Raw genomic sequence first — 13,880 nt, forward strand, 5'->3', positions numbered from 1 at the left:
GCCCATCGCGGTAAGTGCCGCCATGCAGATTGCCGATGCCCGAAGGCAAGCGCGATAAGGGTCGAAGGCTTTCATCCGGGCCGCCGAAGAGTGGTTCGAGGCGGGCCTTGTACGGCGCGGATAGCCGAGGGTTCGGAGAGGGGCCAGGGCTTATTCGGCCGGTATGCGCCACGTGATCCCCGTGTCCCAGCCGGCCCTTACCTGAAGCGGGTCGGAATTCAAAAGGACCCGTTCAGGCTCTTGCAACGATTGCATCACACCGGGGCTCCAACGTCCATTGCCATCCGTGTCGATGATCAGGCGCAAACTATGGTTGCCCGGTCCGATCATTTCCCAATCCACGCGGTCTCCAGCACGAACGCCTTCCCGCCGCCTGACCACGAGCCCCCGCGCATCGAGCAGCTCCAAGAGCCCGTCGCCGTTCCAGCTCGTTTCGGATTCAACGGTGATGCGCAGGATCCCGAACGACGAAGCGGACGCTACGCCGACTGCGATCCGCAGCGTGTCATTGGTGCCGCCATAGATGTCACGCAGCGCAGCAGGAAGCAGGAGGAGCGTTGCCTTGGGCGGCAAGGCCCCATCCGCCGTGATCATCAGTGCGCGCCGATCGGTGCTGTCACGTTCAATCGAGAATCGAAGGTCGATCTCTTCGGACCGCAGCTTCATGAGTCGCTCATCGAATGCGGCCAAGGGGCGTGAAGCCAGCAGTCGTATGGCGGATGCTGATGGCCCTGGGTCCAAGGCCCGCACGGCCAATCGGAACGGCATCGGCCGGATGGCGCGATAGCGCAACGTGTCGATTGCGCCCGACTCAGTGCTCACCTCATAGCGGCCTTCGCCCAGTGCGGTGGTATCCGAGGGCCAGAGCAGGATGCTGTCACGCCCGGCGTTCCACTCGGCGTTCCATTCGAGCTTGCCGCCTTCTCGCGCAAGGTCGCGGATGGCAATGCGCTCCGCAGGCTGCGCGAGCACCACGCGCCACGCTCGGTCGTCGGTGATCGAAGCGGAGAGGATGCGCTGCTCGGAGCCTGCTTCTTGGAATAGGCGAAGGGCGATCGGGCGATTGAGGCTGTCGCCCTCAACGCCCGGATTCGCCGCACCGGACAGGAAGGCGATCTCTTCGGCGGGCAGGTCGAACAGGTAGTTGCCGTTGAGGTCCTTGAGCGCGCGCAGGATGAGAGGCTGCGCGGGCAGATGGCGCAGCACGAAGCGGCCATGCTTGTCCGTGCGAGTGGCGAAGAGCGGGCGCCCTTGCATGAATGACGCGGTGGCGCCCGGTGGGTATGCGAGCACCCGTACGCCTTCTTGCGGCGCTTGGGTGAACGCATCCACGACGCTGCCGCCGATGATCAGGCTGTCCAGGGCATCGCCCGTGCTGAAGGCGTAATCCAGCCCAAGCGCCGGATTCCCTTCCGTGAGGTCCTGTACCGCCTCGCCCACGGCAAAGCTGTACGTGGCGCCGGGCTTCAGCGGTGCCGTCCAGCGCACCTCCACTTCCCTTGGCCCGGCGAGCTTGATCACGGGAGGTGGATCGATCGGCGGTGAAACCAGCAGTCCCGCCGCCGGCCGCTTCACTTGCACGCGCTCATTGAAGCGCATCACGAACCGGTCGCCGGTGAAACGGACGCTGCCCGGAGGGGGCGATCCACTGATCAGCAGCGGGCCTTGCTCATCCTTGGCGCCACCGGTGATTTCGCGCACCTGTGCGCATCCTGCCGCGATCACGGCGAGCAGAGCGGCCGCCGCTGCTCTGCTCATTCGAAGAGCGGTTGCAGCGTCTCGCACAATGCCTCCAGCCCGTGCACGTCAACGGTGCCGAAATCATCCAGCTCAGCAGAGTCGATGTCAAGCACCGCGGCGATCCGGCCATCGCTGTCGCGTAGCGGCACCACGATCTCCGAGCGCGAATGCGGGCTGCACGCGATGTGGCCGGGGAAGCGCTCCACATCGGGCACCACTTGCGTGCGCTCCTCCTTCCAGGCCGTGCCGCACACGCCTTTGCCGAAAGGGATTCGGGTGCAGGCCACCGGCCCTTGGAACGGCCCCAGCACGAGTTCCGCCCCTACCACGCGGTAGAAGCCCACCCAATGCCAGCCGAAGGTCTCCCTGAGCAAAGCGGAGAAATTCGCCATGGCGGCGATCAGGTCGCGTTCATCATCGAGCAGTTCCTTCCATTGAGGGCCCAGTGCATCGTAAAAGGCAACGCGCTCGGCGGAGTTATTCTTCGAGGGAGTGGTCATGCGTTCGGTGATGCGGGCCTTCCTTTTCGGAAGCAGGCGCGAAAGTACCGGCTAGGCGGTGGCAGCGGAGAAGAAGCTCACGCGCGCGCCCGGAGCTTCGAGGATCGCGGCTGCGCACGCCTCGGCGGTGGCGCCGGTGGTCACCACGTCATCCACCAGGAGCACATGACGGTCGCGCAGCGCGGCTTCGTCCTTGATCACGAAGGCCTCGTTCACATTGCGCCAGCGGTCAAGGCGGCCCTTTCGGGTCTGGGTGCTGGTCCGCTCGGCGCGCCGGAGCTGCGCGTGCAAGGGCTGCACGTTCAGCACGGTGCCGATCCCATCGGCCAGCAGGCGGCTCTGGTTGTAGCCGCGCACACGCTCCTTGCGCGGGTGCAAGGGCACGGCGATCACGCCATCGAGCCCCTTGAATCGGTCGCATGCAGCCAGCTCTTCACCCATCATGCGGCCCAGGAGCATGCCCATCTCGCGATCGTGCTTGTACTTGATCCGATGGAGGATGCGCTGCACCATGCCCTTTGCACTGAAGGTGAGCAGCGCACCGGCCGCAGCCAGTTCGATCCTTCCATGGAAGAGCCGCTCCACCGGGTTCAGCGGATCATGGTTGAAGCGTGTGCGCGGCAGTTCGCGCAGGCAGGCCTCGCACAGGCAATCCTCATGGCTTAGCAGCGCGGTGTCGCAGCCCGCGCAGCGCAGCGGCACCAGGAGGCCCCAGGCGTCGTGCATCAACAGGCCCAGCGTGCTGCGTGCTTTTCCCATCGTGCGTGTTGATAAGCGGGCCTGTTGCGGGAATGAGGCCGCTCGGGCCGGGAGTAATTTAGCCCGCCGAAACGCATCCCTCAACGTATGGAACCCAACACCCCGCAAGCCGGGAAATCCCGCTCGAATACCGGCCTGCTGCTGCTGGTGGTGCTGCTGCTGATCAGCAATGTGGTGATGCTGTGGCTCCTGATGCAGCGCGGCAAGGAGGTGGAACAAGGCCAGCAGCAGGTGGCTGCCCTCGAGACGCGCAATGAGGACGTGTTGGGAATGCTGGAGCGCACGCTCAACAGCTACGACTCGCTCCAGACCGAGAACGACACCATCCGCCAGGAGCTGGAGCTGCAGAAGCAGCAGATCCAGGAATTGATGGACAAGGTGAAGAGCGGCAATTACAGCCTCGCGAAAGCGAAGAAGGAGGCGGAGACGCTGCGCGCGATCATGAAGAACTACATCGCGCAGATCGATTCCCTCAACCGCGCGAACCAGGAGCTCACCGCCGAGAAGCAGCAGCTCACGCAGGAGCTCGGCGAGGAAAAGGCGCAGAAGCAGGCTCTGGCCACCGAGAAGGCGGCGCTCGAGGGCATCGTGGCAAAGGGCGCGGTGCTGCATACCACCTCGATCACGGCCGGCGCGCTCTTCGTGCGGAACAGCGGTAAGCAAGTGGATACCGAGCGCGCCAACAAGGCCGAGATGATCAAGTGCTGCTTCACCCTCGGGGAGAACAAGGTGACCAGCGCCGGTGACAAGACCTTGTACATGCGCGTGATCAGCCCCGATGGCAAGGTGCTTCCGACCAGCGACGGCAACAACCGATTCAAGTTCAACGGCGTTGAGGGCGAATACAGCGCCAAGCGCGAGGTGAACTACCAGAACCAGCCGCTCGATGCCTGCGTGTTCTGGACGGGCGGTGAGGAGCTGCGCACCGGTCAGTACATCGTAGAGGTGTACGAGGCGGGCTCGCTCGTTTCAAAGGCGAGCTTCAACCTGAAGTAGGACGCCGCTCAGAAGAATGCACGGACTTGGGCGCCGCCCACGTGGATCACGGGCGCGCCCTCGCTCAAGCGGCCGTTGTAGGTGAGGTCCACTTGCAGGTTGCCGCTGAGGTTGCGCTGCACGCTCACGCTCCAGGTGCCGTTGGTCCCGGGCCGAAGCCCCCCGAGCATCTCGTTGCCCAACGCGCTGTTCACTGCGCCATCATAGCGGATCTCCACCCAGTTCATGGCGAGCTGAAGGCTGCCTTTGCCGGCGGTGTTGTAGCGGAGCTCAAGGCCGATGTCCTGCAGGTCTGCGCGCTCCCCGCCGCCCTCTGCGCGGTTGCGCTTGGCGGTGGCCTTGTAAGCGGCCTGTGCGCGCACGCTGGTGTTCGGCTGCCAGGTGAGGCGGGGCCTCAGCGCATCCTGCTCAATGGCCCATGAGCGGCCGCTGAGCAGGTCCGATGAGCTCACCGTTCGCGCGCGCTCGCCTTCCGCGTCGAGCGTCCATCGGCGGGTGATGTTCAGGCGCGCGCGCACCGTGTTGGCATCGCGGGAGCGCGACTCGAACCCGTTGAGCAGCAGGTTGCGCGTGCGATCGCTCTGCCAGCTATGGTCGATGCTCCACACGCGCCCGGAGCGATCATAATACACGGTGTTGCGGGTACTGGCCGCGAAGGAGGTGAGCAAGGGGTCGGTGCGCTCTGGCGCGAAGGGGTCGAGCACGCGCAGTGGATCCGGGTTGGCCGAGCGGCGATCGACGCGCATGGAGAAGAGGTCGGAGAACTTGCCGATGAAGCCCATCGCTCCGTCGGCATCGGCCCACTTCACGCCGGGCCTCAGGTCGAGCGACGCGCTCGATTGGTTGCCGAAGCTGCGCACGTAATCGTTGCTCGGCACGAACACGCGCAGGTAATCGGCCTCGTAGGCGAAGTTGGCCAGCTCGAATTCGTTGAGCTCCTTGACGCCGTTGCCATTGTAATCATTCCAGATATAGAGCCCTTGCCCGGCCGGCACCTGCAGGTAGATGTACTCGCGGCGCTGTTCGAGTCCCGAGCTGAATTCATTGAATAGATCGATGATGGCCACGCCTTTCCAGAGCGTGAGGTCGTAATCGATGCGGGCGAGGTAGGTGTCCTGCGGCTTCAGCGCGGTGAGCGCGCTGTCAACGACGCGCAAGGCGCGATAGGTGGCCGTTGCGGCGAAGCGGTTGCGCGGGTTGCTGGCCAGGTCGATGCTGGCGGAGTAGGCATCGGCCACGGTGCTGGTGCGCAGAGATCCGTCACGCAGCGCATGGTCCGTGCGCCGGCCGGCCGAGGCGCGCCACTTGTTGCGCGCGGAATCGGGCGCTTGCACGAAGGCCTCGAGGTCCTCGAAGGCGTAGGAGCCCGCCTGCGCCCCCTCCAGGCCTTGCACTGTGAACAGGTTGCGCTCATTCTCGCTCCTGAGGCCGAAGGTGAAGGGCTTCAGGCGATAGCGCGCCTGCCCCTTGTTGCGCAGGAACTCGCTCGCGCGGATCGCATCGGCTGTGAGCCAGCTGGCCGTGCCCTGCAGGTCGACGCGCCCAAGGCGCAGGTCGCTGTGCACGTCGTGCTTGTAGCCGGTGTAGACCTCATCGGCCTGGAAGGTGCCGAAGCCGTAGGCAGCACGACCGAGCTTGCGCCCGCGGATGCCCACAGAAGCGCCAGCCAGTAGTTGATCGGCGGCGAGGGCGAGGCCGAGCACGTTCCAGTTACGCTCGAATTCGACGCTGCGGTAGCGCTCAACGAACCGGAAGTGACGGCTCACGCCCTCGGCCTCGGCGCCGAGCACGAGGTGGAGCGATGTGTCCTTCGCGCTCACCGGGATCGCATGCATTCCTTTCAGCAGCAGGCCGAAGCCGTCGTCATCCGCGCCGTCCTTGGGACTGAAGGTGTTCTGATCGAGGTGGCTGAACGCGCCTTCGGCGCTGAAGCTCGATCGGGCATTGAACCGGTGCTCAACGCCGATGGTGAAGAGCTGCTGGGAACGCGGGGCCACGAGGAGGCGGATGGGCGCATGATCGCCGCGGCGCACAACGATGCCATCGACCGTGTCGGGCGCCACCCATCGGAACACGCGGCCATTCGGCGTGAATTCCTGCAGCGCATAATCCCCGTTGCCGTCTCCCACCTGGCTGAAGACCACACGGAATTGCGCGGAATCCGGATCCGTGCTGTACACGAACACGGGCGCGTAGCCGAGTGAATCGGTGCGGCGGTACAGCACCTGATCGGTGACGAAGCCGGTGCTGTCGGCCCCATTGGCAGCGGCGGCGAGCGGATCATCGCCGGCATCGGCCAGCACTTGCCGCTCCTGATCGGTGAGGCGCTGCTGCAGCGGCTGGTTGCGATGGTCCTGCTCGCTGTACGCATTCAGCCGCATGGTGGTGCGCCCGGAGATGATGGTTTCCTCGAGGCGTAGCAGCGATCGCGCGTAGTTCTTGTCGGAGTATTGAAACTCGACAGTGATCCGCCGATCCTTGGTGACGAGCTGGCGGGCCGTGAAGGTGAGCTCGGCGGTATTGTAGTCGATCACATAGTCGTTCTCCTGGCCGCGGCGCATCTCTTGGCCATCGATGTACACGCGTTCACTTCCGGAGAGCACGATGATCACGGAGCCCGCTTCGTTGCCGCGCAGCCGGTAGGGGCCCTGCACGCCCTCGATGCCCTGGATCACGTTGCGAGCGAACTTGCCTTTGCTGACGGCCGCGCTCACACTGGTGCTCGTGCGGGCCGAACCGAGCTTCCCGTTCAATTCAAAGCTCAGCCCTTTGGCCTTCTTCAGGTAAGTGAGGAAATGGCTCTTGGGGCGCTGCAGCACGAAATCACCCGCGATCAGCTCCCAGCGGTTGCCAAGCCCGGGGCCACCTTCCTCGAAGAGCTTGATGAACACTTGGTCGAAGTCCTGGAGCTCGGCTGTATTGCCCCCGGCCTGCACAGGGATGTTGTTATCGGTGATGCTGGCGGCCACGCCTATTCGGTCCGTCAAGCGCCCGCCTAGTTGAAGATTCAGCGTCGAGTTCACCGAGAGGTCCTGATTATTGCCGAAGAGCACGCCGCGCGAGATGCTTCCGCTGCGCTGCAGGCCGCGCAGGCCCAGGAGGTCGGCTTCCTGCTTGGGCGGCACGTAGCGGAATGGGTCGGGGCGCATCGGATCGCTGATGATGCCGGCGGGGTCCTTGTGCTGAAAGCGGCCGCCGAGCAGCAGGGGCATGGTGCGGTAGCGCGCGAGCGCGGAATCCGGTGCGCCCCTCCACACGACGATGGCTTGGTAGGGCAGCACCATGTAACGTTCAACCGGCACCGGCATGCTGTCGGAGAAGAGCATGAGGCTGCCCGGCACCAGGCTGACGGTGTCGATGCGGATCGTATCGCCGACCGGCTTCACCCATCGCTCGCGCAGGTTCGATTGCGCGCGAGCACCGCCTGATAAGGCCATGAGCAGCAGCCAGGTGAGCACCGTGCAGGCTCGGGTGAACAATGATCGGCTGTTGGTGGGCATGCGGTCGTGGCAAAGTACCGGCACGGCGGATCGCCGGATGCGCGCCCTCTTCACCAAGGCGCTGTTGATGGAGGCTGGCCGCAGCCGCCGCCCAAGGTTGGGCGCCCGGGTACTTTTACCCGCCACCTTCACCGATGCCATTCTCCGCGCGCAAGGCACTGATCCTTATCGTTCTTGGTTTCACAGCCGGCTGCGGCGCCCCGGAAGCCCCACGCGAACGTCGATCCCCCTCGGGTAAGTATTACGGCGGGGTTTTCTCAGCCAATGAGAGCGAGGAGCTGCGCAGCCTGTTCCCGCTCAGCTTGGTGCAGGCCTCTGCGCATCGGATCGGCTCCCAGGTGTATGAAGGCCTGGTGCGCATGGATGCCCAGGACCTTTCGGTGATTCCGGGCCTGGCAGAATCATGGCAGGTCGACCCCAGCGGGCTGGCATACACGTTCACCCTGCGCACGGGCGTTCGCTTCCATGATGCGGATTGCTTTCCGGATGGTACCGGCCGCGAACTCACAGCGAGCGATGTCGTGCTCTGCCTCAACCGGATCTGCACGCAGGATCCCGGCAATAGCATGTTCTGGCTATTCCAGGACCGCGTGCTGGGAGCCAACGCGCATTTCGCCAGTGGCGCTCCTGCAAGCGAGCCCGTGAAAGGCATCAGCGCTCCCGATGAGCGCACCGTGCGCATCGAGCTCTCCTCACCATGGCCGGGCTTCCTGCATGTACTGGCCCATCAGGGCTGCTGGATCTACCCGCAAGAGGCAATCGATCGATACGGCGCGGATGTGCTTTGGCGACCGGTGGGCACGGGACCATTCAAGGTGAAGAGCTTCGAACGCGGGAAAGCGCTGGTGCTGGAGCGATGGCAGAACTACTGGGGAACCGATTCCGATGGCGCCTCGCTGCCCTACCTCGATGCGGTGCGCTACACCTTCGTCGCAGAGAAGGAGGATGAGCTCGATGCCTTCCTCGCCGGTGCGCTAAGCGTGGTGTACGAACTGCCGGTAGGGCGCACCGAGGTGATGCGGCCTGACGCTGGATACATCGTGCAGATGGCCTCCGCGCTCTCGATCCAGTTCTTCGGCCTCAATACGCGCAAGCCGCCGTTCAGCGATCCACGGGTGCGCCGCGCGTTCGCCCTGGCGATCGATCGGGAGGCCATCGTCGATACGGTGCTCGACGGACTGGGCATCGTGGCGGAGCATGGCCCGGTTGCTCCGGGGCTGGCCGATTATCCTTACGACCTGGTGCGGGGCATCCAATACGACCCTGTGGAAGCGCGGCGCTTGCTCGCAGAGGCCGGTTATGCGGGCGGCGAGGGCCTGCCCACGATCCACCTGCAGGTGAACAACAACGGCTTCGGCTACGTGAAGGTGGCCGAGGCCGTGCACACGATGCTCGAGCAGGAGCTGAGCGCGCGCGTGATCACCAGCGTGCTCCCTGCGGAACAGCATTTCCAGCGCGTGGAGATGGGCCAGCCGCTGCTCTGGCGTGAGGGCTGGATCGCCGACCATCCGGATCCCGAGAATTTCCTCGCGCTCTTCTATGGCCGGAATGCGCCAGCCGATACGAGTGCGCCTTCCACGCTGAATAGCACGCGCCACCGCGATGCCCGGTTCGATTCGCTCTTCGCCCTTGCGGGGCGCACCGCGGAGCCCACCGAGCGCATGCGGCTGCTCGCACTGGCTGAGGACCGCCTCATGGAGAACCTGCCTCTCATCCCGCTCTACCATGAGCGCAGCGTGCGGCTGGTGCAATCCTGGGTGAAGGATTTCCCCATCAACGGCATGGAGTACCGCGACCTGCGCACCGTGTGGATGGAGCCGAGAAGCGAGTAGGCCGGATCAAGCGGGCTTGCCGATCACTTCATAGAGCAATTGCTTGGCCACGGGCATGTAGGTCTCGATCCGCGGCAGGCTCAGATCCGTCTCGAACGCGAAGACAGCTGGGTTCGGCAGCAGCGGGTCGCGAACGATCAGTGATTCCTTGATGCGCTCGAAGGTGCTCGCGATCCCCATGGAGAAGCTCGTGACATAGCGTGTGCGGACCGTGCGGCGCGGATCATCGCCGTGCGGTGCGCGCACCAGCGCGAGCTCGAAAGCATAGGCGCTCGCATCGCGCCCGGCGCGCAAGAGCAGCCATCCGGCCCGCGGCTCCAAGGGCAGCAGGCCCACAGGCCCGAACTTGATGCTCCTGGAGATCTCATCGCGCAGAGCGAGGCCATTGCCATGCATGTGCGCCAGCTCCGGCAAGGAGGCTCCGATCACTTCATCGACGATGGTGAGCCATGGATCGGGGGGCAGCGGTTCGCGGATCGCGCCGCCGGTCTCCGAATCGAAGCCGCTGAGCTCCTTGCACAGCGCACGCTGCATCCGCTCGAGGTCGGACCGAAGGCGGCGCAGCTCGGTGATGTGCGCGTCGAGGTCGGAGAGGAACGGATAGAGCTTGTGCTCCGCGAACGACCGCTCCACGCGTTGCAGGTAGGCAAGCAGCAGGTACCGCTTCAGTTCCGCATCCAAGGCGGGGGCGTAGGCCCAATCCTTCGGCAAGGTGCTCATGTCCGGATCGTCAGCGCCGATGGAACGCGCTGTTCAAAAATAATGTTCCCCCGCGTCTATCCCCAATGGTGACTGCGGCACCTTTGGCCGTCGAACCATCAACCATGAGCCTCATCCGCAACACGCCCCTTGCACTGCTCACGGCCGCAACCCTGCTCGCGGCGTGCGTGCCCAGCCGCAAGTATGAAGAAGAGAAGGCACGGGCCAAGGCCGCCATGGCCGAATCCGAAGCCGCTGCGGCGAGGTCACGTGATGCCGAAACGGCCCTCACAGAGCTGCGCGGGAGCAACGAGGAGATGAAGCGCCGCCTGGTCCGGTTGGAGCAGGACACCTCGGTGATGGGCACCTCCCTGCGCACCATGACGGTGCAGTATGACAAGATCAACAAGCTCAACAACGAGCTGCTGGAGAAGTACAACAAGCTGCTCGCAGGATCCGGCTCTGAGAATCGCAAGCTCCTGAGCGACCTGGAGGCCTTGCGCCTCGACCTGATGAACCGCGAGGATTCAGTTGCAGCGCTGGCGAAGCGCGCGAGCGATAAGCAAGCCGCTTTGGCGGAGCGGGAGGCGGAGCTCTCGGCATTGCAGGCCGAACTCGCGCAGAAGGACGCGGCGATGAAAGCGCTGAAGGATCGCGTGAGCAGCGCGCTCACCGGTTTCGAGGGCAATGGCCTCACCGTGGTGCAGAAGGAAGGCCGTGTTTACGTGAGCATGGAGAACAAACTGCTCTTCCCCAGCGGCAGCTATGCGGTGGATGCGAAGGGGAAGGACCTGATCGTGAAGCTGGCCAAGGCCATCGAGGGGGAGAAGGACCTGAACGTGCTGGTTGAAGGCCACACCGATACCGACAAAGTGCTCGGCAGCGGCGCGCTCAAGGACAATTGGGACCTGAGCGTGATGCGGGCCACCAGCGTTGTGCGCATCATGCAAGAGGGCAGCAAGCTCGACCCCCTGCGCGTTACCGCTGCAGGCCGCAGCGAGTATGTGCCCGTTGATGCCTCGGACAAGGCGAAGAACCGCCGGATCGAGATCATCCTGGCGCCCGACCTGAATGAGCTGATGAAGCTCGTGAAGGACTGAGCGCTACGAGAGCGATGGCTGCTGCATTCCCTGAGTGAGCCATGCTCGCGCATCGGCCTCTTCGAGGAACACGGCCGTCTCGCCATCGCGTGGATGGTAGCGGAAGTAGATCCGGGCAAGGCGCTCATTGAAAGGGCTTGTTGCGGCAAAGGCCAGTCGCCGGGCAAGCCCGCAACCGCCATTCAAGGCGTGGTGATCCACAGCGAGCACGCTCAGGTCGAAATCGACCTCGGCGGGCAGCACCATGAGTATGTCTGACGCCTCGCTGGCGCACATGTCTCGTTTGGCGCGCACGATCTCGCCGACCCCTGCCGCATCCAACTTCACATCCGGCTTGACCCGCACCTCGACCACATCATTGGCCGCACGCTCGAGCGTTGCCAATCGGGTGTCGATCAGTCTGGGATGATTGTCCATGGCGGCAAAGGACGTTTGCTCTTCGCCCATGGCAACCGGAGGCGCATCCTTGCGCCAGGGGCTTGGCAAGTATCAACGCCGAAGCGATGGGGCAACCAGTCCAGCACCTCGGCGCGTCAATCGGGCAACCAAACCGCCGCCCATGTCCCGTATTCTGCTCTCGCCCTTCCTTTTCATGCTCAGCTTGCTCGTGAACGCCCAAGGGGGTCCGCTCAACATCGCCTTCAGCGTACAGCATGCCACCTGCGGCAATGCCACCGGCGGGATCATCGCCTCGGTCTGGGGCGGGACTGCGCCGTATGCCTTCATGTGGACTCCTTCGCCCCCGCAAGGCCAAGGCACGAGCTTCATTACGGACCTGTTGCCGGGCACCTATACGCTTACGGTCACGGACAACGTGGGAAATGAATTGTCGAGCGACACCACGGTGGTGCTCACCGCCGATCTATTCCCGCCAATCACCGATGCTCCGACCGCATGGTCATGCGCCGGCGGATGCGACGCCTACTGGAACTACTACATCCCTCTGAGCGGACTCACCATGCCCTTTACGGTGACCTTCGATCCGCCCGGACCAGGAGGCGGAGCCAGCCCGAACGGCTTCTATTTCAATTCGCTTTGCGCGAATGAGACCTACAACGTGACGGTGAGCGATATCAATGGCTGCACCGGCACCATTTCCGGACTGGACGTAGTAGGGCCGATGAACCCGGAGATCGTGAGCTTGGAGGTTCTCGGCAGTTGCCCGGATGGTGCAACTGGTGGCTTCGTCGTTGAATTCACCGACGCGGATTCGATCCTCGTGAACCCGGGCACCGCGAATGGCGTGCTCAATGGGAACGTGTTCACGGCGACCAATCTCGCAGCCGGCAGCTACGTGCTCTGGGTGAGCGCGGGCAGCACGCCTACCACGCCCCCAGGCACAAGCGGCAACTGGTGCAGCCAATCCTTCCAGATCGATGTGCCGGTCTCGACCGACCCCTGCGGCGCCGTGAGCGGCGTTGCCTACGCCGACCTCGACGGCGATTGCATGCAGAACGGAACGGACATCGGCCTGCCGTACCGCGTGCTCACCGTGCAGCCCGGTGAGCATTTCATCCTGACCGATGCGGATGGACTCTATTCCGCGGGGCTCTTCTATGGCAGCTATGCCTTGGATGCGACCATCGATGGTTACGACCCGCTGTGCCCCACGCTCCCTGCCGCATTCATCCTCGACGCGGCCGATCCCGGCGCGACCATCGATATCGCCTTGGACCCGTTGGATGGGCCCGACGCGTTCGTTTCCTTGCAAGCAGGAGTCCATCGGCCAGGCTTCCCCGTGACTTACACGCTCACGGTGACCAACGATGGGCCGTACGCGATCAGCGAGGTGACTGCAATGCTCACCTACGACCCCTTGCTGAGCTTCACCTCTGCGAGCGGATCGCCTACAGTGGCGGGCGGCGGATCGGTTGAGTGGGTTATCGCGGCATTGCCCCCTTTCAGCTCCGCGCAGTTCACCGTGAATCTGGCGGTGCCCGCGAATGCAGGGCTGATCGGTACCGTGGTGGATGCCGTGGCGACAGCAACCGCGGATCCAGCGGATAGCGATCCGGCCAATGACAGCTATAGCATTGCGCGCACCATCGTCGGTTCCTACGACCCCAACGACAAGCTGGCCGCCACCAGCAGCCGCGCCAGCGATGAGGTCTATTACCTCGACCTCGACGCGCACGTGGATTACACCATCCGCTTCCAGAACACCGGCACGGCCGAGGCCATCAACGTGTTCCTCACCGACACGATCTCCGCGCTCTACGACCTGGCCTCGCTGCAGATCCTCGGCGCATCGCATGCCTTCACGGCACAACTGCTCCCTGGTCGCGTGCTCCGCTTCGACTTCCCGAGCATCATGCTGCCGGACAGTGCCAGTGACCTGCTCGGCAGCCAGGGCTTCGCCAGCTTCCGGTTGCGGCCGGTGGATGGATTAAGCATCGGCACGGTGCTCGAGAACGAGGCGGACATCTTCTTCGATTTCAACGACCCGATCCGGACCAACACGAGCGTGCTCACCACGGAGATGAGCGTGGGCATCATGGAGCAGACCAGTGCAACCATCATTTTGCACCCGAACCCGGCCATGGATGCCGTATCGGTGCAACTTCCTCATGGCGCCGATCGAATCGAGTTCTTAAGTGCCGATGGCCGGCGGGTGCTTTCTGAACCGGCGGTCAGCGCCACGGCCAGCATCATCGTGAGCCAGTTGCCCAGCGGCATATACCTGGTGAAGGTTACCGGTCCTGAAGGGCCATTGGCGCACGGCCGTTTCGTGAAGCGATGAAGCTCTGTTAACAC

Annotated in this window: 10 protein-coding genes; 4 read left to right on the forward strand and 6 right to left on the reverse strand. The window is 64.1% G+C overall.

All coding sequences use genetic code 11. The annotated features are described in order from the left end of the window. Window positions 1-150 precede the first annotated feature (150 nt). From IPM12_04485 to IPM12_04495, 3 genes are read right to left on the reverse strand one after another with little or no spacing between them, the layout of a single operon-like run. Complete coding sequence (locus tag IPM12_04485; GenBank protein MBK9147065.1) at window positions 151-1,758, reverse strand: Ig-like domain-containing protein; 1,608 nt, start codon at window positions 1,756-1,758, stop codon at window positions 151-153. Next, a complete protein-coding gene (locus tag IPM12_04490; protein MBK9147066.1) occupies window positions 1,755-2,240 on the reverse strand; it encodes a GAF domain-containing protein in 486 nt (161 codons plus the stop codon). Before IPM12_04490 ends, IPM12_04485 begins: the two co-directional genes overlap by 4 nt. A gap of 51 nt (window positions 2,241-2,291) precedes the next feature. Beyond that, window positions 2,292-2,999 (reverse strand): ComF family protein, encoded by a 708-nt coding sequence (locus tag IPM12_04495; protein MBK9147067.1) that lies wholly within the window; start codon window positions 2,997-2,999, stop codon window positions 2,292-2,294. Between the two features lie 87 nt (window positions 3,000-3,086). Here IPM12_04495 and IPM12_04500 point away from each other — a divergent pair, with 87 nt between their 5' ends. After that, complete coding sequence (locus IPM12_04500; protein ID MBK9147068.1) at window positions 3,087-3,995, forward strand: hypothetical protein; 909 nt, start codon at window positions 3,087-3,089, stop codon at window positions 3,993-3,995. A gap of 8 nt (window positions 3,996-4,003) precedes the next feature. Here the strand turns inward: IPM12_04500 and IPM12_04505 are convergent, their stop codons facing one another. Continuing rightward, complete coding sequence (locus tag IPM12_04505; GenBank protein MBK9147069.1) at window positions 4,004-7,495, reverse strand: hypothetical protein; 3,492 nt, start codon at window positions 7,493-7,495, stop codon at window positions 4,004-4,006. Window positions 7,496-7,629: 134 nt separating this feature from the next. Between IPM12_04505 and IPM12_04510 the strand changes: the two genes are divergently transcribed. Next, window positions 7,630-9,327: an ABC transporter substrate-binding protein gene (locus tag IPM12_04510; GenBank protein ID MBK9147070.1), complete on the forward strand. Its 1,698-nt coding sequence runs from the start codon at window positions 7,630-7,632 to the stop codon at window positions 9,325-9,327. A 6-nt stretch (window positions 9,328-9,333) separates the two neighbouring features. Here IPM12_04510 and IPM12_04515 read toward each other — a convergent pair whose 3' ends face one another. Next, window positions 9,334-10,047 (reverse strand): hypothetical protein, encoded by a 714-nt coding sequence (locus IPM12_04515; protein MBK9147071.1) that lies wholly within the window; start codon window positions 10,045-10,047, stop codon window positions 9,334-9,336. Between the two features lie 104 nt (window positions 10,048-10,151). On the opposite strand from IPM12_04515, the gene IPM12_04520 reads away from it, so the two are divergent. Beyond that, window positions 10,152-11,126: an OmpA family protein gene (locus IPM12_04520; protein MBK9147072.1), complete on the forward strand. Its 975-nt coding sequence runs from the start codon at window positions 10,152-10,154 to the stop codon at window positions 11,124-11,126. A 3-nt stretch (window positions 11,127-11,129) separates the two neighbouring features. Here IPM12_04520 and IPM12_04525 read toward each other — a convergent pair whose 3' ends face one another. Beyond that, window positions 11,130-11,543 carry a hypothetical protein gene (locus IPM12_04525; protein MBK9147073.1) on the reverse strand — a complete coding sequence of 138 codons (414 nt, stop codon included), beginning with the start codon at window positions 11,541-11,543 and terminating at the stop codon, window positions 11,130-11,132. Window positions 11,544-11,685: 142 nt separating this feature from the next. Here IPM12_04525 and IPM12_04530 point away from each other — a divergent pair, with 142 nt between their 5' ends. Beyond that, window positions 11,686-13,866: a T9SS type A sorting domain-containing protein gene (locus IPM12_04530; GenBank protein MBK9147074.1), complete on the forward strand. Its 2,181-nt coding sequence runs from the start codon at window positions 11,686-11,688 to the stop codon at window positions 13,864-13,866. The last annotated feature ends 14 nt before the right edge of the window (window positions 13,867-13,880 follow it).

The organism is Flavobacteriales bacterium, assembly GCA_016716605.1.
Classification (GTDB): Bacteria; Bacteroidota; Bacteroidia; order Flavobacteriales_F; family PHOS-HE28; genus PHOS-HE28.

What these genes read in the sequence shown, in the direction of transcription:
- IPM12_04495 (MBK9147067.1), bottom strand. Translation starts at nt 2,999, where the DNA reads ATGGGAAAAGCACGCAGCACGCTGGGCCTGTTGATGCACGACGCCTGG.
- IPM12_04500 (MBK9147068.1), top strand. Translation starts at nt 3,087, where the DNA reads ATGGAACCCAACACCCCGCAAGCCGGGAAATCCCGCTCGAATACCGGC.
- IPM12_04505 (MBK9147069.1), bottom strand. Translation starts at nt 7,495, where the DNA reads ATGCCCACCAACAGCCGATCATTGTTCACCCGAGCCTGCACGGTGCTC.
- IPM12_04520 (MBK9147072.1), top strand. Translation starts at nt 10,152, where the DNA reads ATGAGCCTCATCCGCAACACGCCCCTTGCACTGCTCACGGCCGCAACC.
- IPM12_04515 (MBK9147071.1), bottom strand. Translation starts at nt 10,047, where the DNA reads ATGAGCACCTTGCCGAAGGATTGGGCCTACGCCCCCGCCTTGGATGCG.
- IPM12_04530 (MBK9147074.1), top strand. Translation starts at nt 11,686, where the DNA reads ATGTCCCGTATTCTGCTCTCGCCCTTCCTTTTCATGCTCAGCTTGCTC.
- IPM12_04485 (MBK9147065.1), bottom strand. Translation starts at nt 1,758, where the DNA reads ATGAGCAGAGCAGCGGCGGCCGCTCTGCTCGCCGTGATCGCGGCAGGA.
- IPM12_04525 (MBK9147073.1), bottom strand. Translation starts at nt 11,543, where the DNA reads ATGGACAATCATCCCAGACTGATCGACACCCGATTGGCAACGCTCGAG.
- IPM12_04490 (MBK9147066.1), bottom strand. Translation starts at nt 2,240, where the DNA reads ATGACCACTCCCTCGAAGAATAACTCCGCCGAGCGCGTTGCCTTTTAC.
- IPM12_04510 (MBK9147070.1), top strand. Translation starts at nt 7,630, where the DNA reads ATGCCATTCTCCGCGCGCAAGGCACTGATCCTTATCGTTCTTGGTTTC.